The organism is Pandoraea commovens (assembly GCF_024704525.1).
GTDB lineage: Bacteria > Pseudomonadota > Gammaproteobacteria > Burkholderiales > Burkholderiaceae > Pandoraea > Pandoraea commovens.
In genome coordinates, this window is sequence record NZ_CP102780.1 from 477,829 (window position 1) to 499,262 (window position 21,434).

At 63.9% G+C, this 21,434-nt stretch carries 20 protein-coding genes; 10 read left to right on the top strand and 10 right to left on the bottom strand.

What is annotated here, in order from left to right:
* Positions 1 to 190 precede the first annotated feature (190 nt).
* Positions 191 to 2,896, bottom strand: a complete 2,706-nt coding sequence (metH, locus tag NTU39_RS02555) for a methionine synthase (RefSeq protein WP_150575808.1) — start codon at positions 2,894 to 2,896, stop codon at positions 191 to 193.
* A 54-nt stretch (positions 2,897 to 2,950) separates the two neighbouring features.
* Complete coding sequence (locus tag NTU39_RS02560; RefSeq protein WP_257959135.1) at positions 2,951 to 4,051, bottom strand: homocysteine S-methyltransferase family protein; 1,101 nt, start codon at positions 4,049 to 4,051, stop codon at positions 2,951 to 2,953.
* Positions 4,052 to 4,195: 144 nt separating this feature from the next.
* On the opposite strand from NTU39_RS02560, the gene NTU39_RS02565 reads away from it, so the two are divergent.
* Positions 4,196 to 4,588 (top strand): rhodanese-like domain-containing protein, encoded by a 393-nt coding sequence (locus NTU39_RS02565; protein WP_150575302.1) that lies wholly within the window; start codon positions 4,196 to 4,198, stop codon positions 4,586 to 4,588.
* Positions 4,589 to 4,731: 143 nt separating this feature from the next.
* Here the strand turns inward: NTU39_RS02565 and NTU39_RS02570 are convergent, their stop codons facing one another.
* The 4 genes from NTU39_RS02570 to NTU39_RS02585 form a co-directional block, all read right to left on the bottom strand.
* Positions 4,732 to 4,989 carry a BTH_I0359 family protein gene (locus tag NTU39_RS02570; RefSeq protein ID WP_039395232.1) on the bottom strand — a complete coding sequence of 86 codons (258 nt, stop codon included), beginning with the start codon at positions 4,987 to 4,989 and terminating at the stop codon, positions 4,732 to 4,734.
* Between the two features lie 196 nt (positions 4,990 to 5,185).
* Positions 5,186 to 5,980, bottom strand: coding sequence for a 3-oxoadipate enol-lactonase (pcaD, locus tag NTU39_RS02575; RefSeq protein ID WP_257959136.1), 795 nt, complete (start codon positions 5,978 to 5,980; stop codon positions 5,186 to 5,188).
* Between the two features lie 231 nt (positions 5,981 to 6,211).
* Entirely contained in the window at positions 6,212 to 7,297 is a 1,086-nt protein-coding gene (locus NTU39_RS02580; protein WP_257959137.1) for a DUF3108 domain-containing protein, read from the bottom strand.
* 177 nt (positions 7,298 to 7,474) lie between these two features.
* Positions 7,475 to 8,341: an IclR family transcriptional regulator gene (locus NTU39_RS02585; RefSeq protein WP_150664080.1), complete on the bottom strand. Its 867-nt coding sequence runs from the start codon at positions 8,339 to 8,341 to the stop codon at positions 7,475 to 7,477.
* A 187-nt stretch (positions 8,342 to 8,528) separates the two neighbouring features.
* On the opposite strand from NTU39_RS02585, the gene NTU39_RS02590 reads away from it, so the two are divergent.
* The 6 genes from NTU39_RS02590 to NTU39_RS02615 all read left to right on the top strand — a co-directional run bounded on the left by NTU39_RS02590 (position 8,529) and on the right by NTU39_RS02615 (position 15,296).
* Positions 8,529 to 9,515 carry a fumarylacetoacetate hydrolase family protein gene (locus NTU39_RS02590; RefSeq protein ID WP_150664081.1) on the top strand — a complete coding sequence of 329 codons (987 nt, stop codon included), beginning with the start codon at positions 8,529 to 8,531 and terminating at the stop codon, positions 9,513 to 9,515.
* Positions 9,516 to 9,807: 292 nt separating this feature from the next.
* Positions 9,808 to 10,959, top strand: a complete 1,152-nt coding sequence (locus NTU39_RS02595; protein ID WP_150664082.1) for an ABC transporter substrate-binding protein — start codon at positions 9,808 to 9,810, stop codon at positions 10,957 to 10,959.
* Positions 10,960 to 11,105: 146 nt separating this feature from the next.
* Positions 11,106 to 11,927: an enoyl-CoA hydratase/isomerase family protein gene (locus tag NTU39_RS02600; RefSeq protein ID WP_150736572.1), complete on the top strand. Its 822-nt coding sequence runs from the start codon at positions 11,106 to 11,108 to the stop codon at positions 11,925 to 11,927.
* Between the two features lie 87 nt (positions 11,928 to 12,014).
* Complete coding sequence (locus NTU39_RS02605; RefSeq protein ID WP_150664084.1) at positions 12,015 to 12,992, top strand: PhaM family polyhydroxyalkanoate granule multifunctional regulatory protein; 978 nt, start codon at positions 12,015 to 12,017, stop codon at positions 12,990 to 12,992.
* 79 nt (positions 12,993 to 13,071) lie between these two features.
* Positions 13,072 to 14,358: a patatin-like phospholipase family protein gene (locus NTU39_RS02610; RefSeq protein WP_150664085.1), complete on the top strand. Its 1,287-nt coding sequence runs from the start codon at positions 13,072 to 13,074 to the stop codon at positions 14,356 to 14,358.
* A 71-nt stretch (positions 14,359 to 14,429) separates the two neighbouring features.
* Positions 14,430 to 15,296, top strand: a complete 867-nt coding sequence (locus tag NTU39_RS02615; protein WP_257959138.1) for an AraC family transcriptional regulator — start codon at positions 14,430 to 14,432, stop codon at positions 15,294 to 15,296.
* A gap of 16 nt (positions 15,297 to 15,312) precedes the next feature.
* Here the strand turns inward: NTU39_RS02615 and NTU39_RS02620 are convergent, their stop codons facing one another.
* The 3 genes from NTU39_RS02620 to NTU39_RS02630 all read right to left on the bottom strand — a co-directional run bounded on the left by NTU39_RS02620 (position 15,313) and on the right by NTU39_RS02630 (position 17,088).
* A complete protein-coding gene (locus tag NTU39_RS02620) occupies positions 15,313 to 15,900 on the bottom strand; it encodes a LysE family translocator (protein ID WP_150664087.1) in 588 nt (195 codons plus the stop codon).
* Between the two features lie 129 nt (positions 15,901 to 16,029).
* Positions 16,030 to 16,467 (bottom strand): nuclear transport factor 2 family protein, encoded by a 438-nt coding sequence (locus NTU39_RS02625; protein WP_150664088.1) that lies wholly within the window; start codon positions 16,465 to 16,467, stop codon positions 16,030 to 16,032.
* 24 nt (positions 16,468 to 16,491) lie between these two features.
* Entirely contained in the window at positions 16,492 to 17,088 is a 597-nt protein-coding gene (locus tag NTU39_RS02630; RefSeq protein ID WP_257959139.1) for a chalcone isomerase family protein, read from the bottom strand.
* A 712-nt stretch (positions 17,089 to 17,800) separates the two neighbouring features.
* Between NTU39_RS02630 and NTU39_RS02635 the strand changes: the two genes are divergently transcribed.
* The 3 genes from NTU39_RS02635 (at position 17,801) to NTU39_RS02645 (ending at position 20,457) form a co-directional block, all read left to right on the top strand.
* Entirely contained in the window at positions 17,801 to 18,670 is an 870-nt protein-coding gene (locus NTU39_RS02635) for a ferritin family protein (RefSeq protein WP_174984604.1), read from the top strand.
* 279 nt (positions 18,671 to 18,949) lie between these two features.
* A complete protein-coding gene (gene rfaE2 / locus NTU39_RS02640; protein ID WP_257959140.1) occupies positions 18,950 to 19,453 on the top strand; it encodes a D-glycero-beta-D-manno-heptose 1-phosphate adenylyltransferase in 504 nt (167 codons plus the stop codon).
* Positions 19,450 to 20,457, top strand: a complete 1,008-nt coding sequence (locus tag NTU39_RS02645) for an asparaginase (protein ID WP_257959141.1) — start codon at positions 19,450 to 19,452, stop codon at positions 20,455 to 20,457. Before rfaE2 ends, NTU39_RS02645 begins: the two co-directional genes overlap by 4 nt.
* 124 nt (positions 20,458 to 20,581) lie before the next feature.
* On the opposite strand, the gene NTU39_RS02650 is transcribed toward NTU39_RS02645, so the two are convergent.
* On the bottom strand, positions 20,582 to 21,433 hold the full coding sequence (locus NTU39_RS02650; RefSeq protein ID WP_257959142.1) for an SPOR domain-containing protein: 852 nt from the start codon (positions 21,431 to 21,433) through the stop codon (positions 20,582 to 20,584).
* Between the last annotated feature and the right edge of the window lies 1 nt (position 21,434).

The following is a 21,434-nucleotide window of genomic DNA, read 5'->3' on the forward strand; positions in this document are numbered from 1 at the left end:
TGCGCCGCCGCATTATGGCATTGGGCTCTGACGGACGGAAGTCATCCCGCCGGAATGGCGTTCAGGTATCACATGGCGAAACATGGGCCACACCGGGAAGGTGGGGCAGATGGGGCAGATGGGGCGGCGGTGCGCGGGACCGGCCATCGGACGTCACGTTCGACGATGGCCGGTCTTGATGACAGTGTTGTTACGACAGTTGCGGTGCCAGTAGACGTCGTGCCGTCGCTTCGTCCACGCCGGTGCGTTCCATGAAGTCTTCGACCTGATCGGGGCTGATCTTGCCGACGCTGAAGTAAGTGCTGTCCGGATGCGACAGATAGAAGCCCGACACGCTCGCCGCAGGCAGCATGGCGAGCGATTCCGTCACGCTCATGCCAATTTCATGCGCTTGCAGATAGTGGAACATCGGACCCTTGACCGAGTGCTCGGGGCAGGCCGGGTAGCCCGGTGCGGGGCGGATGCCGACGTACTGTTCCTTGATGAGCGCATCGTTGTCGAGCTGCTCGTCGCTCACGTAGCCCCAGAAGTCGCGGCGCACGCGTGCGTGCATGCATTCGGCGAACGCTTCGGCCAGCCGGTCGGCCAGCGCCTTGAGCATGATCGCGCTGTAGTCGTCGTGCGTGGCAAGGAAGCCCGCTTCTTTAGCATCGACACCCAGCCCTGCCGTCACGGCAAACACACCGATGTAGTCAGCTACACCGCTGTCCTTGGGGGCGACGAAGTCGGCCAGCGAGCGGTTCGGACGACGCACGCCGTCCACCACCGGGCGCTCGGTTTGCTGGCGCAGGTTGTGCCACGTGAATGCCACTTCCGAGCGCGACTCGTCCGTGTAGATCTCGATGTCGTCGTCGTTCACGACGTTCGCGGGCAGCATCGCGATCACACCGTTGGCGGTCAGCCAGCGGCCCTTGATCAGGCGATCGAGCATCTCTTTACCGTCGGCGAACACGCGTGTTGCCGACTCGCCGACAATCTCGTCCTTGAGAATCGCAGGGTACGGACCGGCGAGGTCCCACGTCTGGAAGAACGGACCCCAGTCGATGAATTCGGCCAGTTCGGCCAGATCGTAATTCTTGAATACGCGCCGACCGATGAACTTCGGCTTGGGCGGCACGTAGCTCGACCAGTCGATCTTGTACTTGTTCTCGCGCGCGGTCGCGAGCGACACCATCGGCGTGGCCTTGCGGTTCGCATGCTGCTGACGCACGCGTTCGTAATCCGTCTTGACGTCGGCGAGATAGCGCTCGGCGGCTTCGTCGGAGAGCAGGTTCGACGCCACGGACACGGAGCGCGACGCGTCCGGCACGTAGATCACCGGGCCTTCGTAGTTCGGCGCGATCTTCACGGCCGTGTGCACGCGCGAGGTCGTGGCACCGCCGATGAGCAGCGGAATGTTGCGCAGACGGAAGTAGTCGTCGCGCTGCATTTCTGCCGCGACGTAAGCCATCTCTTCGAGACTTGGCGTGATCAGGCCCGACAGACCGATGATGTCCGCGCCTTCTTCCTTCGCCTTGGCGAGGATTTCGGCGCAGGGCACCATCACGCCCATGTTGACGACTTCGAAGTTATTGCACTGAAGCACCACGGTGACGATGTTCTTGCCGATGTCGTGCACGTCGCCCTTGACCGTGGCGATCACGATCTTGCCCTTGGAGCGGACGTCTTCACCGGCGGCGGCCATGCGCGCCTTCTCTTCTTCGATGAACGGCACCAGATGCGCCACGGCCTGCTTCATCACGCGGGCGCTCTTCACCACCTGCGGCAGGAACATCTTGCCCGCGCCGAACAGATCGCCCACGACGTTCATGCCGTCCATGAGCGGGCCTTCGATCACCTGAATCGGACGGCCGCCCGCGTCGGCGATCTTCTGACGTACTTCCTCGGTGTCTTCGACGATGAATGTCGTAATGCCGTGCACCAGCGCGTGGGCGAGGCGTGCCTCGACCGGCTGATTGCGCCATTCCAGATTCTCTTCGCGCTTGGCCGCGCCGCCCTTGAAGCGGTCGGCGATTTCCAGCAGACGCTCGGTGCTGTCGTCGCGACGGTTGAGCACCACGTCTTCCACGCGCTCGCGCAGTTCGGGGTCGAGGTTTTCGTACACGCCGAGCTGACCGGCGTTGACGATGCCCATGTCCATGCCCGCCTGAATCGCGTGGTACAGGAACACGGTGTGGATGGCCTCACGCACGAGGTCGTTGCCACGGAACGAGAACGAGACGTTCGACACGCCGCCGCTGATCTTCGCGCCGGGCAGGTGCTCCTTGATCCAGCGCGTGGCGTTGATGAAGTCGACCGCGTAGTTGTTGTGTTCCTCGATGCCGGTGGCCACCGCGAAGATGTTCGGGTCGAAGATGATGTCTTCGGGCGGGAAGCCCACTTCGTCGACCAGCACGCGATAGCTGCGCTGACAGATTTCCGTTTTGCGAGCGTAAGTGTCGGCCTGACCTTGTTCGTCGAACGCCATCACGACGGCGGCTGCGCCATATCGGCGAATGCGCTTCGCGTGGTGCACGAACGCTTCGTGGCCTTCCTTGAGCGAGATCGAGTTGACGATGGCCTTGCCCTGCACGCACTTCAGACCCGCTTCGATCACTTCCCACTTCGAAGAGTCGATCATGATCGGCACGCGTGCGATATCCGGCTCGGACGCGATCAGGTTCATGAAGCGAACCATCGCGGCCTTGGAGTCGAGCATGGCCTCGTCCATGTTGATATCGATGACCTGCGCGCCGTTTTCGACCTGCTGACGGGCGACCGCGAGCGCTTCGTCGAACTGGCCGTTCAGGATCATGCGCGCGAACGCTTTCGAACCGGTGACGTTGGTCCGCTCACCGACGTTCACGAAAAGCGTGCCCTCGCCGATGTTGAAAGGCTCAAGGCCGGACAGGCGCATCGGCGGGACCAGCGCATTGAGAGACGTTTGGCTCATGGGGCAATCCGTTCTGTATTAGATGTTCGCGTCGGCGTCGATGGCGCTGCTTGCGTCGTTGCGATACTGCGAGGGCCAGCGGCGCGGCTTGACGTCCGACAGTGCGCGGGCGATCTCGGCGATGTGCTCCGGCGTCGTGCCGCAGCAGCCGCCTGCCAGATTCACCAGACCCGCCTGCGCGAACTCCCGCAGCAGGCCGGACGTCACGTCGGGCGTCTCGTCGAAGCCCGTGTCGCTCATCGGGTTGGGCAGACCGGCGTTCGGGTAGACCGACACGTACGTGTTGCACAGCTTGGCCAGCTCGGCGATGTACGGACGCATGAGCGTCGCGCCGAGCGCGCAGTTCAGGCCGAACGTGAGCGGGCGCGCGTGACGCAACGAATTCCAGAACGCCTCGACCGTCTGGCCGGACAGAATGCGCCCGGAGGCGTCCGTCACGGTGCCGGAGATCATGATCGGCAGAATCTCGCCGGTGTCCTCGAACAGTTCGTCGATGGCGAAGAGCGCGGCCTTGGCATTGAGCGTGTCGAAGATGGTTTCGACGAGGAACAGATCCACGCCGCCTTCCATCAGCGACTTCGCCTGTGCGTAGTACGCGTCGCGCAGCTGATCGAAGTCGACGTTGCGCGCGCCGGGGTCGTTCACGTCCGGGCTGATGCTCGCGGTCTTGGGCGTCGGGCCGATGGCGCCGGCGGCGAAGCGCGGCTTGTCCGGTGTGCTGTACGCCGCGCAGGCTTCACGCGCGAGACGCGCCGACTCGCGGTTCATCTCGTCGGCCAGGCCTTCCATGTGGTAGTCGCCCTGCGCGATCGTCGTTGCCCCGAAGGTGTTCGTCTCGAGGATGTCGGCACCGGCGGCCAGATACTTGCCGTGGATTTCGCTGATGACGTCCGGGCGCGTGAGCGAGAGCAACTCGTTGTTGCCCTTCACGTCGTGGGCGAAGTCGGCAAAACGCTCGCCACGGTACTGCGCTTCGTTCAGCTTGTACTGCTGAATCATCGTCCCCATCGCGCCGTCCAGGATCAGGATGCGCTTCTCAAGCAGTGCGGGCAGCGCCTGACCGCGCGTGTATTGCAGTGCCGATCGTGCGATCGAGGCGGGTGGGGTTGCGGTGGTCATGACGGACGTCGCCCTGGAGTGGCCGGAAAACCTATAATTGTAATGGTTTTCGTGCGTATCGCCTCGCGCTGCCGCCGGATGGGCGGGGCCGTCGGACGATTCGCTATTTTTCCGCCAACTTCTTGCCAGTGTTTGCACAACGACATGGAATTCTTGCTCCCGAGCGCCGCACACAAGTTCCTGCAAGCCAACGCCAACGCGCTGTTCGTCGATTGCCGCAGTGAAATCGAGCATCTGTTCGTGGGGCACCCGGTGGGGGCGATCCACGTGGCCTGGAACGACGGCCCGGACTGGGAAGTCAATCCGCACTTCGTGCAGAGCGTGCGCAAGCTGGCGGGCGCAGGCGGTGAGCGCCCCGTGCTGCTGATCTGCCGTAGCGGCAACCGCAGCACGGCGGCCGGCGAGGCGCTGGAGGCGGCCGGTTTCCTGAACGTCTACGGGGTGTTGCACGGCTTCGAGGGCGATCTGGACGCCTCGCATCACCGAAACGCCGTGAACGGCTGGCGGTTCGACGGTCTGCCGTGGCAGCAGTGCTGAGCGGGATGTCGCGATGAGGTCGTGGCCGTCACCCGTCTTTCCGCCGGACCGCCAAACCCTGACATCGCGTCAGGTTCCCGCACCATGAAAAAACCCTCGCCTTGGCGAGGGTTTTTCGTGGGTACTACCGAATGGAGTCGGTATCAGTGGAGCACAACCGGATTCGTCATGAAGGTGTCGAACTGCCCGAGGAATTCGTCGACTTCGTCCTCCGACGGTTCGCTGGCGATCAACTTCTGCACTTCTTCACGGAATTGCCGGGCAAGCGAGCCGTCGAGGAAAATCTCGCGGCCGGCGGATTTGTCCACGATTTCATAGCCGCCGGCGGACAGCGAGTGATTGCCGTTATCCGCGGCAAACTCAACGACACAGTAGTTCGGGCTGTTGTAAATCATGAGCATGGCAACTCTCCTGGTGTTCCTGCATGGTCCTGAGTAACCCACATAGGGGCGACGCGGCGCGATTTCAAGAGGCAACGCCCCATGATTCGCTTATCGGCACACCGGCTGACGAATTCAATGGTTTTGGCCCTCCTTTTGTAAAGGTCACGCTACAAGTCCTGCAAGTACCCCCTGCAAGTCGTTCTTTTTGCAGGGTTCAGACGTTAGATGCGGCCCCGAGCAAAAACGTTGCAAGGGCATTCGTTACGAACTGTTTCTGCTCGACGATCGACAGATGGGCGGCGTCCGGCACGATCTCCAGCTGCGCGCCTGGAATGCCGCTGGCGATCCGGCGCGCCACGGCGGGCGGCGTCGACGGGTCGTTTTCCCCGACCAGCACCAGTGTCGGCACGTCGATCTCGGACAGGCGTGCGCGCACGTCGAACGCCGCGAGCGCCTCACAGGACGCCGCGAAGCCCTCCGGGGAGGCTTGCGCGACGAGGGCGCGGATGCGCTCGGCCTGCGCGGGGTGATGCTTGCGAAAGTGCGCGCCCAGCCAGCGTTCCAGCGTACCGACCGCAAGATCCTTCATGCCGTGTGCGCGAGCCGTCGCCGCGCGCTCCAGAAATACCTTGGCATCTGCCTCGTCGTAACCGGCTGTGGTATCGATCAGCGTCAGGCTGGCGATGCGCTCGGGCGCGTCCAGCGCCACTTGCTGCGCCACCGCGCCGCCCATAGAGATGCCGACGAAATGCGTCGAGGGGATCTCCAGCGAATTGAGCAGGGCGGTTGCATCGGCGGCCAGTTGTTCAATGGAGTACGGGCCGTGCGTAATATCGCTGCGGCCGTGGCCACGGCTGTCGTATCGGAGTACTCGGAAGTGGGCCGTCAGTTCGGGGACGAGGTCGTCCCAGACGGTGAGATCTGCACCCAAAGGGTGCGCCAGCGTGAGCCACGGACCGTGGCCGTCCACCGCGTAATGAATCGATGCTCCGTTGGCACTGACTTTCATGGGCGGCCCCCTGGGTTCGTCGATGCGTTGCGAGGTGATGTCGATGGGCGTCGATGCACTGGGATGACTCTGATTATGTCAGGAACATCGGGATTTTGCAGACCGTTTCGTCGTAGTTGGGCAACACTTCGCTGCCCACCCGCATGCCGCCTGCATCACTCAAAATTCTAAGGAATTTTGCGTCGATTTTCGGGACGGAAAACCCTGTGTCACGAGGGGTTTAGTCCTTCATTACGGGGCCGATTTCTCCGTGAAGATCAGCTCGAACTCGTTGCCGGACGGTTCCGTCTGCTTTACGCGCACCGGCAGCCAGTCGAGCGATGGCGCGAGCCAGATATCCACGCGCCGCTCGTCGCCCGCCTTGCGCGGCAGACGCGTGAAATGGCGCGTCTCGACGTAGCCGTTGGGTGTGGCCATCGTCTCGCTGCCGACGTACTGCACCGGCCACACCTCGCTACTGTCGGTGTCGACCACGGTGAACTCGTGCGTCACCCCGACCTGGGTATAGCGTTCGGGATTGCCCCGCGCGTAGCTCGCCAACTGCATCATCACGCTGAACCGGTCCTGGGCGCCGGGTGCAAGCGGCACCGACTGCCCCGAGCGGGAGAAGTGGAGTGTGGGCGTGGCGTCACGATGGAAATCGGTGATGTATTCCGCGCGCCGCCCGCGTTTTTCCACATAACGGGACGGCGCGATGCCGTTCGCGTCGTAGCCGCCTTCGCTGATGAACTCGAACGTGCCGAAGAAGATGATCGGCACGGCCACCCGTAGCGCGTAATGCCCGTTCTCGTTGATCCAGTGGAGCTGACCCGTCTGGTTGCGCACGCCGTTCATGAGCGCGTCGTAGGTCAGCGTGACGGAGGGCGGCGGATCGAACTTGTCGCCATTCGCGGCGGCGGCCGTGAGCGGCACGCTGGGTGCGGCTGCGGCGTCCGAAGCCTTTGCGCCGGGCGTATCGCCTTCGCCCGCCACGGTCTCCGACGCCGCCATCGGCCCGGGCGTATCCGTCGCAACCGGTGCGGCGAGCGTGTCGGGCGGCGCAGGGGCATGCGGACGTGGCTTGGCGACCGGCTTGGGTTTGGGTGGCGGCGGTGCTGGCGGTTCAGGTGGCGCGACCGGCTTGAGCGGAATCAGCGTGATCGGAATGCTGGGGATCGGCGTGTCGTCGAGCGTCGTGCGATGGACGGCGACCCAAAACGCGATGAGCACGTGTGCGACGAACACCGCCGTGAGCACGGCGGCCCACAGACCCCAACGTCTGCCCGGTCGCTTAGCGCCCGACGGCCGCGCAAGCGTCTGCCCGGCGACGTCAGTCATGCCCGGGGTCGCCGAGGAATCGGTGACCGCAGGCATGTCGGGTGTCGCTTGAGGCGGCGTACCAGTGGGCGGCAAAGACACGAGATGGAATCGATCGGGACGTCAGAAGCTCAGGATCTCATATTGCGATGAACTGAGTTCGACAGTCCCTGCTGTCTGCCGTTCATCCCTCAACTCTCAGCGCTTTCCCCCGGGCGCCTGCGCGTGTCCGAGGTCGGCGGACAGATTCTGCGCGAGCGTGCGCAAGGCCGTGTCGATGGGGCCGCCCCAGCGCGCGTCGAAGCGACTCTCGGGGCCGAGCGCCATGAGACCCATCACGAGTTGTCCCGTCGCGTCGAACACCGGCATGCAGAACGCATTGACGGACGGCAGCACTGTGCCTTCGACGCGCGCCGCCCGATGCGCGCGCACGTCGTCGAGTACCGCTTCGTATTCCGCGCGCGTCGCGGGCAGATGATGACGCGACGCATGTTGCAAATCAGCGAGTGCGGCGTCGATGAGCGGCGCGGTCTGACGCTCGGGGAGATAGGCGGCGAAGAGCCGACCGGCAGCCGATTCGAGCATGGGCATCACGTCGCCCAGACGCAGCGGCACACGCATCGGGAACGTCGATTCGAGCCAGTGCACCACGGTCGGCCCCTGATTGCCCCAGACGGCCAGTCCCACGGTCTGATCGATGGCGTCGCGCAGTTCCGACATGGCGAAGCGCGCGGCCTTGAAGGCGTCGATGCGCGCGAGGTGCGCGAGTCCCATGCGCAGCGTGAAGGGGCCGAGGTCGTAACGTCCGCTAACCGGGTCCTGAACGATGAGTCCGAGCCGTTGAAAGCTCACCAGATAGCGGTGCGCTTTGGCAGGGTTCATGCCTGCCGCGTGCGCGAGGTCGCGCAGCATCATGGCGTTCGACGCTTCGGTGAGGACTTCGATCAGACGGAAGCCCACTTCGATGGACTGAATGCCCGAGCGGGTCTTCTCCTCGTCGGGGGCTGCGCTGCCGTCCTTCTCACGCTCGATCTCGCTCTCGTTGTGTTGTTCAGGCGCTGTCATGTGTCTCTTGAATAGTTGTCATGGCCGCTCGCCGGGGCGCTGCTCGACCCGTGCCCGGTCGATGCGCTCAGGTAGAATCGTCGGCATCAAGCGCCATTCTATCGGGCCAAAATCGCCGGGCCTCAAATTGGAATCCGCTTTATCCGAATCCGCTAAAACTCCCGTAATTGCCTGCAGACGCCATCACATGAAACTCGCTACCCGTAAGGACGGCACGCGCGACGGTCAACTGATCGTCGTCTCGCGCGACCTGTCGACCGCCTGCATCGCCGACGCCATCGCCCCCACGCTGCAACGCGTACTCGACGACTGGACGTTCTACGCGCCGCAACTGCACTCGCTCTATACCGAACTCAACCACGGCCGCGCGCGCAACACCTTCGCGTTCGATCCGGCGGATTGCATGGCGCCGTTGCCGCGCGCGTATCAGTGGGCCGACGGCTCGGCCTATGTGAATCACGTCGAGCTGGTGCGAAAGGCACGCGGCGCGGAAATGCCTCCCGAATTCTGGACCGACCCGCTGATGTATCAGGGCGGCAGCGACGACTTCATCGGGCCGACGGACGACATCGTCTGCGCCTCGGAAGACTTCGGCATCGACTTCGAAGCCGAGATCGCCGTGGTGACGTCGGACGTGCCGATGGGCGCGAGCCCGGCGCGCGCGCTCGAAGGCGTGCGTCTGCTCATGCTGGTCAACGACGTGAGCCTGCGCAACCTGATCCCGGCCGAACTCGCCAAGGGCTTCGGGTTCTTCCAGAGCAAACCGGCCAGCGCATTCTCGCCGGTCGCCATCACACCCGACGAACTAGGCGATGCCTGGCGCGACGGTCGTGTGCATCGTCCGCTGACGGTGAAGTGGAACGACAAGAAGTTCGGCGCACCGGAGTGCGGCGAAGACATGGTGTTCGACTTCGGTCAGCTGGTTGCGCACGTGTGCAAGACGCGTAACGCGCGCGCCGGGACCATCGTCGGTTCGGGCACGATATCGAACAAGGATCGCAGCCGTGGCAGCGCGTGCATTGCCGAGAAGCGCATGCTGGAGACCATCGAGAAGGGTGCGCCCGTGACCGAGTTCATGCGTTACGGCGACCGTGTGCGCATCGAGATGTTCGACACGCAGGGCAAGACGATCTTCGGGGCGATCGATCAGGCGGTCGCACCGCTGGACGAGTAATCGTAGTCCGAACGGTACGGCCAACGAGTACACCAACCGCGCGGACGGGAAAAGTAAAGATGGCTCCAAGCCATATCCGGCGTGACTTCACGGGGTATCGGACGATACGTCCATAGGGTGAACCCGGATATGGCGGGGAATTCTGCCTCCGCTATTCTTTGTCTCCTTGAGTCGGTGCGCATGCTTGGCAGGTTTGCGCACCGGCCGTTACTTTCGCCGGCGCGGCGCGAGGTGTCCGTCCCGGGATGCCCGCGTTACAAAAATCCAGCGCAGGCCAGACCAGGAGAATTCCATGCGAAACCCCGTGCGCACTGCCCTGCTGGGTGCGATGTTGCTGGCGTTGGCCGGCGGCGCTGCCGCTCAGGTCAAGATTGGTGTGAACATCTCGCTCACCGGCCCGGCGGCCTCCCTCGGCCTGCCCGCGCGCGACACTGTCGCCATGCTGCCGAGGGAAATCGGCGGACAGAAGGTCGATTGGATCGTGCTGGACGACGCGTCGGACACCACGACCGCCGTTCAGAACACCAAGAAGCTCATCTCCGAAAACCACGTCGACGCCATCATCGGCTCGTCGATCACGCCGAACACGCTGGCGATGCTCGATGTGATCGCTGCCGGCACCACGCCGACGATCTCGCTCGCCTCGTCCGCCCGCATCATCGAGCCGGTCGACGCCAAGCGTTACTGGATGTTCAAGACCCCGCAGACCGACGCGCAGATGGCCTCTGCGATTGCCGAGCATGCGAGCCGTCACGGCGTGAAGACGATGGCCTTCATCGGACAGGGCGATGCGCTGGGCGAAGCCTTCTATGAAGAAGTCGCCAAGTTCGCCGGTCTGCACAAGATCAAGATGGTCGCGAGCGAGCGCTTCGCACGCACGGATGCGAGCGTCACCGGCCAGATCCTGAAGATCACGGCGGCCAACCCGGATGCCGTCGTCGTGGGCGCCGCCGGTACCCCGGCAGCGATGCCGCCTAAGGCACTCGCCGAGCGCGGCTACAAGGGCCTCGTGTATCACAACCACGGCGTGGGCAATAACGACTTCCTGCGCGTGTGCGGCAAGGACTGCAACAACACGTACCTGCCGGCCAGCCCGGTGCTCGTGGCATCGCAACTGCCGAACGATCATCCGGCCAAGGCGGTCGCGCTCGACTACATCAAGAAGTTCGACGCCAAGTACGGCGCGGGCAAGGTGGCGGCCTTCGGTTCGTACGCCTGGGACGCGGGTATCCTGCTTGAGCGCGCGATTCCGATTGCGCTGAAGACGGCCAAGCCGGGCACGCCGGAATTCCGCAAGGCGCTGCGCGACGCGCTGGAAACGACCAAGGACGTGCACGTCTCGAACGGCATCACCAACATGAGCCCGACCGATCACCTCGGCCTCGACCAGCGCGCCCGCGTGATGGTCAAGATCGAAAACGGCAAGTGGGTGATCGCCCCGTAATCACTGCGACTTCCGAATGCGGGACGTCATGTCCGTCCTGCATCATCCTCGCATTTGACCTGTTGACCGTCGGTGGCGCTGGCATGTCCGGTGCCGCTGTTTCCCATCCCCGCCTGTGCGGGGATATTTTTTTGGAGCGGTAAGCCATGTCGCAAGACCCGTATCAACACTACCAGTCGCTGCAATTCAAGCGGCATCCGAACGGCGTGCTCGAACTCATCATGGGCGCCGGGGCGAACAAGAGCGGTCTGTCGACGGCCGACCATCGCATGCATCAGGAACTGGCCGACGTGTGGCGCGATATCGACCGCGACGCCGAGACGCGCGCCGTCGTCATTCGCGGTGAGGGCAAGGGCTTTTCCGGCGGCGGCGATCTGTCGCTCGTCGAAGACATGGCCGACGACTTCGCCGTGCGAGCGCGAGTATGGCGCGAGGCGCGCGATCTCGTCTACAACGTGATCAATTGCAGCAAGCCCATCGTCTCCGCGATGCACGGCCCGGCGGTCGGCGCGGGGCTGGTGGCGGGCTTGCTCGCCGATATCTCGATTGCCGCGAAGACGGCGCGCATCATTGACGGACACACGCGTCTGGGGGTGGCAGCGGGCGACCATGCCGCCATCGTCTGGCCGCTTTTGTGCGGCATGGCGAAAGCGAAGTACTACCTGCTGCTGTGCGAGCCGGTGACGGGCGAGGAGGCCGAGCGCATCGGACTCGTGTCGCTCACCGTGGACGAGGCGGACCTGCTGCCGAAGGCGTTCGAAGTGGCCGACAAGCTCGCGCGCGGTTCCAGCACGGCGATTCGCTGGACGAAATACGCACTGAACAACTGGCTACGCAGCGCCGGACCGGCGTTCGACGCGTCGCTGGCGCTCGAATTCATGGGTTTCTCCGGACCGGACGTGCGCGAGGGTCTGGCGTCGCTGCGGGATCGCCGCGCACCGGACTTCGGTGGCGACGCCCCGTTTTGACACACCGCTGGCGCAAGCTCGGCGTATGATCGATAGCCATACGCCCTGTGTGCTTCACCTGCCGTCCGTGCCCGACTGGAGACTGTAATGAGCGATTCGACGAGTGCCATGCCCAACGGCTTCGACATTCTCAAGAAGATGTGGGAGGCGTTCAGTCCGCCCGCGACATTCACCTCGCCGCTGACGCAGTTGATGCAAAGCGCCGCGCCGTTGCTCGATCCCAACGAAATCGAAAATCGCATTGCCGAGATGCGTGCGGTGGAACAGTGGCTCACACTCAACCTGAACGTGCTGCGCTCGACGATTCAGGCCTTCGAAGTGCAGCGCGCCACGTACGCGACGCTGCGCGCGTTCGGCACGGGCAGCTTTGGTGCGACGGGCACGACCGACACCGGGGCCGCCGACACCGGTGCATCCCCGTTCGGACAGGCGGACGCTGCCAACCTTTGGCGTTCGCCGTTTGCCGCCTCCGAACCGGCGCAGGACGTCGAGCCGGAACCGCAGGCGAGTGCGCCCGAACCTGAACCGCAAGCCGAGCCGGGCGCTGCACGTGAAGCCGGTGCCGAGAACGAAGCCGCGTCGGCATCGCCTTTTGGGCAGGCGAGCAGCGCCTACGGCGCGCTGGACCCGTCGATGTGGTTCAACGCCATGCGCGCGCAGTTCGACCAGATTGCCGCTGCCGCGCAGGCGGCAGGCGTCTCGGCCGCGCAGATGACCGAAGCCGCAGCGGCACAAATGTCCGACGCAGCGGCCAAGGCAACGAAGGCCTCGGGAGCCACGAAGGCCGCAGCGAAGGCAGCCGACAAGACGGCGGCACCCGCAAAGCGCGCCGCGACGGGAACGAAGGCAGCACCGAAGACGGCGGCTAAACGCGCACCGGCCAGCAAGAAGACGTCCGCCAAAACGGCGACCAAATCCGCTGCGGCCAAGACGTCGGCCAAGACATCCGCTAAAACGCCGGGACGCACGTCGTCGGCAAAGGCCGAGGGCGATACCCCGACGCAAGCGTCCGCCAAGGGCCGTGCATCGGGCAGCACAGGGAAACAATCCGCCTGGAAGTGGTAGGGCGCGCGACTTCGGTCGCTTGCCCGGACGGCTGACGGCGAGGGAAAAATAACGACAGCGAAGGCAGAGGAGGCCCCCCATGATCTCAGGCGAACGTACCGGTCTCGTCCTGATGGGCGGAGGCGCACGCGCCGCGTATCAGGTCGGCGTGCTCGCGGCGATTGCCGCGATACAACGCGAGGTCCTGCCGTCGCGACGGGCGATCCCGTTTCCGATTGTCTGCGGGACGTCGGCGGGCGCGATCAATGCCGCTGCACTCGCTTCGCATGCTGACGATTTCCAGCACGGGGTCATGAAGCTCGATGCCGTCTGGCGTCAGTTTCACGCCGGTCAGGTGTTTCGTGCCGATTCGCTGGGCATGGCGGGCACCGGTGCGCGCTGGCTCGCCGCCATCTCCCTCGGCTGGGCGTTGCGCCGCTCGCCGCGCTCGCTGTTCGACTGGTCCCCGCTGGCGGATATGCTGCGCCAGGCTATTCGTCTGGACCGGTTGCCTGATGTTTTCGCCTCCGGTGCGCTCGAAGCCCTGTCGGTCACTGCGTTGTCGTACTCCTCGGGCAAACACGTCACCTTCTATCAAAGCGCCGAGCCGATTCAGGCGTGGAAGCGCTCGTTACGGCTCGCGCGCGCTGTGCCACTCACTGTCGAGCACCTGCTGGCATCGAGCGCGATCCCGTTCCTCTTTCCGGCCATCGAACTCGATCTCGACGGGCAGCCCGAGTATTTCGGCGACGGCTCGATGCGTCAGATCGCGCCGCTCAGTCCGCCGATTCACCTGGGGGCCTCGCGTGTGCTGATCATCGGAGCGTCGCACGGACAGTACGGACTCGATAGCAGCGGCGAACGCATCAGCGGTTATCCGAGCCTCGCGCAGATCGGCGGGCAAGCGCTGGCGAGCGTGTTCATCGACGGGTTGTCGGCGGATCTGGAACGTCTGCAACACATCAACAATGTGCTGCGATACGTGCCGGAGGCGCAACGCGAGTCGAGCGGATGGCGTCCTATTGAGACGCTGCTGATTTCGCCGAGCCAGCGTCTCGAGCCGATTGCGGCACGACATCTGAAGCAACTACCGCGCGCAGTGCGCACGATGCTGGGCGCGATCGGCGCGGATGCCGAGCGTGGTGCCGCGTTTGCGAGTTACTTGCTGTTCGAGTCGTCCTACACGCAGGAGCTGATCGCGCTCGGCGAAGCGGACGCGTACGCGCAGCGCGACGCGATTGCCGCGTGGCTCGTCGCCGAAGCCGATGGCACCAGCCCGCTCGACGACGTCGAATCCGGTGCGGTCGGCGGTGCCGCGCCACCGGCCAACTCGCCGCTGTCGATCGATCCCGACACCGTGGCGGATACCGGGAAGCCTGCGGCATGAGACGGACGGACGCCACGTCTCCCGTGTCTCCAATGTCCCGCTATCATTGCCGTCTTCACTGAGCCGCGCGTATGTCGAAATCGTCCCGTTCCGCTGTCGCATGCCCCGCTGTTAAATGTCCATACCCGTCGACGTTCTGGCGCGACCCGGCGTTGCCGTTCATCGAAGCCCGCGAAGTGCTCGACGGGCGGCGCGTGTGCTACGCGTTGCACAGTCACGAGACGTTCTCCATCGGCGCGGTGACGGGCGGTCGAAGCACGTATCTGAACGGTCACGCGCGTGAGACGGTAGGGCGCGGCAGCGTCGTCGTGATGAACCCCGACGCGGTACACGCCTGCAATCCCATCGGCGACGAGGCATGGGCCTATCGCATGCTATTCGTCGACACCGCGTGGTTGGGCGATCTTCAGCGCGAGCTGGGGTTTGCGCGCGGGCAGGATTTGCATCTTTTCGACCCGATGTCGTCAACCGACCCCGCGCTGTATGACGGACTGAACCGGCTTTACGATGTTTGCACCGACGCGTCGCGTGATCGGCTGGAACGCGAGAGCGTCGTGCAGCAGTTCTTCATCGATGTGCACGAGCGGTTGAATCCTGCGCCGAAGCCGATGCGCGACGACTCGCACAAACTGCGCGACGCTGCGGATTTCATCCGCGCGCATTGCTGCGAGGCGTTGACGCTGGCGCAGATCAGCGCGGCGGCGGGCTTGTCGGCGTCGTATCTGACGCGGGCATTCCGTGCGCAGTTCGGCCTCACGCCGCACGCGTTTCTCATGAACCAGCGCATTCAGTATGCGCGGGCGCGTTTGCGGCGCGGACACGCCATCGCCGAAGTCGCGCTCGATGCGGGCTTTGCCGATCAGGCGCATTTCCAGCGGACCTTCAAGCAGTTTCTCGCCGCGACGCCGGGACATTATCGCGAGACGCGTGTGGTCTGAGCGTCATGCCACCGCATCATCCCGCCGCGACCAGATACACCGCACTTCCCGCCAGCAGCGCGGCCATCACGCGATTGAGCCGTCGCACCCGTTTCGGATCGCGCATGCGATGGCGCAGCATCGCGCCCGCCGCCGCCCAACACCCGACCGACAACCAGCACACGACGAAGTAGATCGCGGCGAATTGCCAGATACGTGTGGGGTCGCCGCCCGTGTAAGCGCCCATGCCCGCGAGCGCGGCAAGCCACGCCTTCGGATTGAGCCACTGCATGACGGCACCGTGCGACACGGTCGGGCCGCGTTGCGTGCTTGCGTCGCCGAGTTCGCCGTCGTCGACGGCGAGCTTGTACGCCATGTACAGCAGGAAGGCCACGCCGAACCATTGGATAGCATGCAGGAGTACCGGCGCGCGTTGCAGCAGTTCGTACACGCCGAAACCCACGGCGACGAGCAGCGCGACGAAGCCGACGGTCGCCCCCGTCACGTGACGCAGACTCGGCACGAGCCCATAGCGCGCGCCCGAGCCGAGCGCTACGACGTTGACGGGGCCGGGCGTGATGGAGGCCGCCAGCGCGAACGCGGCCATCGAATAGAAAACGGTCATCGGAATCCTCATTGCGAACGAGTTCACAACATCACGTCCGCCACGTGGCGGCGTGTGTGAGGTTCCGACTGTAGGCGGGGGCTTGCGCGGTGTATTGAAGAAAACTGCTCTATGCCGGGCGGTGGCGGCTCAAAGAAACATGCGCTCACGCAGCCAACGTATCAAACGTCCCACAAAAGGGAGTTTCAGATAGACGTCTTCAGTCGCATCCCAATAGTCGCGCTGATAGGCGACGCGACCGTCGACCGCGAGCCGAAGATGCGACGCGCCATGGATGACCTGTTCGTCGTCGAGCCAGCGTTTGGCGTGAAAGTGGAGGTTCCAGACGAGTAACGCCTGATTGTGCTGGAGCAGTTGCGCCGTGATTTCGAAGCGCGGCACGTCGAGGCGCTCGAACAGATGCGTGAGGAGCGACGCGACTTCGGCGGCGCTGCGTACTTCGTGCAGCGGTGTCTTGACGTAGACGTTGGGGGTGTAGAACTCCCCCAGATTCCCGAGGCTCTGGCGGGTCAACGTCTCGAAGTAGTGGGTCAGGCGCGTGAGCGCGGCAGCGTGATCGATGTCCATAGGCACGCGTTTCCGGGCGCGGGCTCAGCGGGCGTCGCTGATCAGTTCCGCGCGAAGGTCGGGCGCGCTGGTGCGCGGGTCCAGCCAGATGGCGAAGAAGGCGCGTCCGAAGGCGTCGCCTGCGATCTGACCGATGAGCTTGCCGTCCGAGAAGAAACGTGTGCCATCACCCGGGCGGAAGACGCCGGTGAGATGCTGCCCTGCCGAGACGTCGGGCAAGATGCGCGCAAGTTCTTCGGCCCAGTGCTGGCGCTCGGCGTCGGTCCCCACTTGCAGCTTGCTCATCTCGATGAGGCTGCGTTGTACGAGCGTGTGGGACTTGAAACTTCGCGCGTAGCGCACGTCGAGCACGAGCGGATGCGTACTCCAGTTGGCGCTGAGGGGATTCGCTCCGGAGAAGAGGGTGGCGTCGTATAGATGGAAGCCCATTCGCGAGAACGATCCCTGCCCGACGAGATGTGCAGACGGGATTTCCTGCGAGGCGAGTTGCCCGGCGTCGAACGCCAGAGCGCCAGGCGCTGCCGCCACTGCCATCAAAAAGCAGGCGGTGCGCAACCAGGCGGCAAAGTGGGGACGATGAACTGCGTGCGCCCGGTTTGCCCGATGTGCTTGAAGTGCCATGCTCGGCTCCCTATCGGTGAAGGGATCAAGGATTAAGTCGAGTCGGTAGGCCCATTGGCGGCGCCCGGTTCGTTCAGCCGGTGCGTCTGCCCGTCATACGTGTTGCGTAATTGCGACTGAGAACTATCCTCAAAGTGACGCGTGGCGAGCGGCGCCTGCCGGGTCGGCCTGAGGTGGTGTCGTCGCGAATTCGGAACGATTGTTTTCAGCGTAGACCATGAGCGCGGCCTGCGCAGGCCCGTGGCACAAGGACATACCCTGACGCCTCACCTGAAATCACCCTTTGGACGGCCGGGGCAGGGTAAGCATCGACTGCGTGCAACCGTCTATCAGGAGGTGCGCTGGGAATTCTCTCGTTCCCTCAGCTTAGGAGGTTTGCGTGACAATTTGACAAGCGTCAAAATTACGACGCATTACCGTCACGCGAGTGTCAGACGTCACGGTAATGAAGGGGAATTATGTTATGATTCAAGAGTTTGCCCATATTTTAGTAGGGTCGCTCTAAGCCATTTTGCCAGGATGCGGCCAGAGAACAGGCGTGAAATCGCCGTCCTTCTGCGACGGCAGGGTTCAAGACGTGGAACCGGACGGCGGGGGCCGACCGAGACCCGCTCACCGTTTTGTCTGTCGAAATTCGGCGTAAACTTTCACAATACTATCTTGAGTCCTGGTGTAAGGTCTCGCGACCTTGGGGGTAATTGAAATGACCGAAATGCTGTATCCCGAACTGTACAAGTCGCTGGAGGCAGTGCGTTGGAACATGGAGAAGGACATTCCGTGGGACAAATTCGACGCAAGCCAACTCACCGACGATCAGGCGCGCACCATCAAGATGAATGCCATCACGGAATGGGCCGCACTGCCGGCTACCGAGATGTTCCTGCGCGACAACCGTGACGACAGCGATTTCTCCGCCTTCATGAGCGTGTGGTTCTTCGAAGAGCAGAAGCATTCGCTGGTGCTCATGGAGTACCTGCGCCGCTTCCGCCCGGAACTCGTGCCGACCGAAGCTGAACTGCACGCTGTGCGTTTCCCGTTCGACCCGGCACCGCCGCTCGAGACGCTGATGCTGCACTTCTGCGGCGAAATCCGCCTGAACCACTGGTATCGCCGTGCTGCCGAATGGCACACCGAGCCGGTCATCAAGCACATCTACGAAGTCATTTCGCGCGACGAAGCGCGTCATGGCGGCGCTTACCTGCGCTACATGAAGAAGGCCATGACGACCTTCGGCGACAACGCACGTGCTGCGTTCGCGAAGATCGGCGTGTTGATGGCTGCGGCGCGTCGCACGGAAAAGCCGCTGCACCCGACCAATCTGCACGTGAACAAGGAACTGTTCCCGAACGATACGGTGCAGTCGCGTCTGCCGGAGCCGGAGTGGCTCGAACATTGGCTCGACGAGCAAATCAAGTTCGACGACAGCTGGGAAAAGAAGGTTGTCGAGCGCATTCTGCACAACATGTCGCTGCTGTTCGAGCGCACGTTCGCGACGGCGCAAGACCTGAACCGTTACCGCAAGGAAATCACCGTCCGCCTCGCGGCCGTGACCGCACCGGCACCGGTCGCGGCGTCTGCATAAGCTGCTCAGCAGGCGAACTTCGCTGTATCGGTATCAACAAGAAAGGGGCTTCGGCCCCTTTTTTGTTGCGTTGGCGGTTCGTGGCTCGGCGTATTACCAGGCTGCGCCCATCGCACGAACCCCGACCTCGACGCCTGCGCCGTCCCGTATACAGCGACGGTGTTGCTGCGCATGAGGCGGTGTACCAACAAGGCGTTCGACATCAACGACGCCGGCCCGGTCGCTCGTGGGACAATAGCGGCCATCTTCGCGAATGCGCGTCCACTTCGAGCGAGCGTCATGTCAACTCCCCAAGTCATTCCTCCGGCCGATTTCGAGACCAAGATCCTCTCGCGCGAAGCGCTTGCCGCGCTGGCGCCGACACTGCCGCGCCCGCTGGTGTTCACCAACGGCGTATTCGACATTCTGCATCGCGGTCATGTGACCTATCTGGCGCAAGCACGCGCGCTCGGCGGATGTCTGATCGTCGGCGTGAATACCGACGCGTCTGTGCGCACGCTCGGCAAGGGCGACGATCGCCCTATCAACAATGAGAACGATCGTGCTGCCTTGCTCGCGGCGTTGCAAAGCGTCGATTACGTGGTGACGTTCGGTGAAACGACGCCCGAAGCGCTGATTGCCGCAGTGCGCCCCGACATTCTGGTAAAGGGCGGCGACTACGACATGGACAAGCTGCCGGAGTCTGCACTGGTGCGCGGCTGGGGCGGCAAGGCAGTGGCCATTGCGTTCGAACATCAGCGCTCGACGACGTCGCTGCTCAAGAAAGTGCGGGCCCAATCATGAGTCTCGCGCCTCTCGTTGAAGTCACGCGCGGTGCGAACGGTGTCGACACCGTCGAGTGCATTCATTACGGTTCGGTGGCTGTCGTCGACGCGCAGGGGCGCTTGCGCTATGCCGCAGGCGATCCGTCGTTTCTGACGTTCTCGCGTTCCACGCTTAAGCCGTTTCAGGCGCTGCCCTTCGTGGAAGGCGACGGCGTGGCGCACTTCGGCCTGACGCAACCTGAGCTTGCACTGCTGTGCGCGAGCCATTCCGGTGAGTCGTTTCACGTCGACGGCGTGAAAAGCCTGTTGAGCAAAGCCGGGTGCGACGAACATCACTTGCAGTGCGGATGCCACGTGCCGACGTTCTATTCCGCCACAGGCAAGCGCGCACCGGCCGATCTGAAGCCGACGCCGTTGCACCACAACTGCTCGGGCAAACACGCGGGCTTCCTCGCGTACTGCGCGCAACACGGCTTGCCGCTCGACACTTATCTCGATCCTTCGCACCCGTTGCAGCAGCGCATTCGCGCACGTGTGGGCGACGTTATCGGCGTTTCGGGCGATGCGCTGCCACTGGGCATCGACGGTTGCTCCGCGCCGAACTACGCGTTGCCGCTCGACAAACTGGCGGCGGCCTACGCGCGTCTCGCGGCAAGTGACGACGCGGCGCTCTCGACGCTGTTCGACGCGATGACGCAGCAGCCGGAAATGGTGTCGGGGACTGCACGCAACGACCTGGCCTTCATGCGCATGGCACCCGGTGACTGGGTGGCGAAAATCGGCGCGGACGGTGTGCAGACCATCGGCGTTCGCTCCGCTGGCCTGGGCATTGCCATCAAGGTGGTCGACGGCAACATGCGTGCGCTCTACACCGCAGCGGTAGCCGTTCTCAAAGCGCTGGGCCTCGTCGATGCCCCGGAAACCACCGGTCTTGCCCCGTGGGTGTCGCCTGTCGTCAAGAACGCACGCGGTACGCAAACCGGCGTTGTGCGCCCGGTCGTTGACTTGAAGCGGGTGAGTTGACTCTGACAAGTTGACGAATGGCGGGCGGGACGATGCGTCTGCGCGGCGTGCGGGACGTTTCGCCACTGCGCGTACTCACATCCGCCATTTTCCGCGAGTGACCGTCGATTCGCGCGCAGGCCTGCTAATGAACCCCGGCGGGTGGACTTCCCGCCGGTGCCGGGCATGCTTTCACCAGTTGCGCCGACCATTGCTGCGTGACGACGCCACGCACCTGCGTTGCCGCGTTCGCATTAATACCGGCAATGCGATAGATGATCCGGCTCTTGGCATTCGGCCTTTCGCTCAATTGCGGCGTCAGGCCTTTCTTTTGCGCGGTCGCCATCAGACGCGTCGCACGATCCTTGTCGTTGAACAGCCCGAGCGAGACGACGATATTCGAACCCTCGTCGTTGAGCAGGAAGTATTCGGTCACACCTGCCGAGCGCAATTGCGCCACCTGTTTGTCTGCGGCGGCCTTGTTCGGTACTGGATCGAGATGCACCCAGTAACGTTTGTCGACGGCGACCGACTGAATGTCGCCCTGACCGGCGGGCAACGCGGCGAGCAGCAGACCGCGCGCCTGTTGTGCGTCGTTTGCGGCAAACGGGCCGATATCGAGGCAGGAAGACGTCGCGGCGGCTGCGGCCGCCTGCGCCGCGCTGGCATCGCTGGCGACGACGCTTGGCGTAGCCGCTGCCACCGCCTGAGTCGCTGCCGTTGCGGCTACCGATGATGCGGCGGTGTCGGGAGACGCGGCACTTCCGCTTGCGTTGCCCGGTGCTTCTGCCGCAGCAGACGACGCACGTACCGGCGTCCCGCCGCTGATGTCCGCGCCCGTCAGCCGGATGTGCGTAGGGTCGAGTTGCGTCTTGACGCGGGCCGGTTCGCGGCCGGTTTCCGGCAACACGTCACGCCATTTCAGCCAGCCCAGTTGCACGGCCGCAAATGCTGCGTTTGCCGCGAGAAACATGACGAGCAACAACGCGCGCAACATC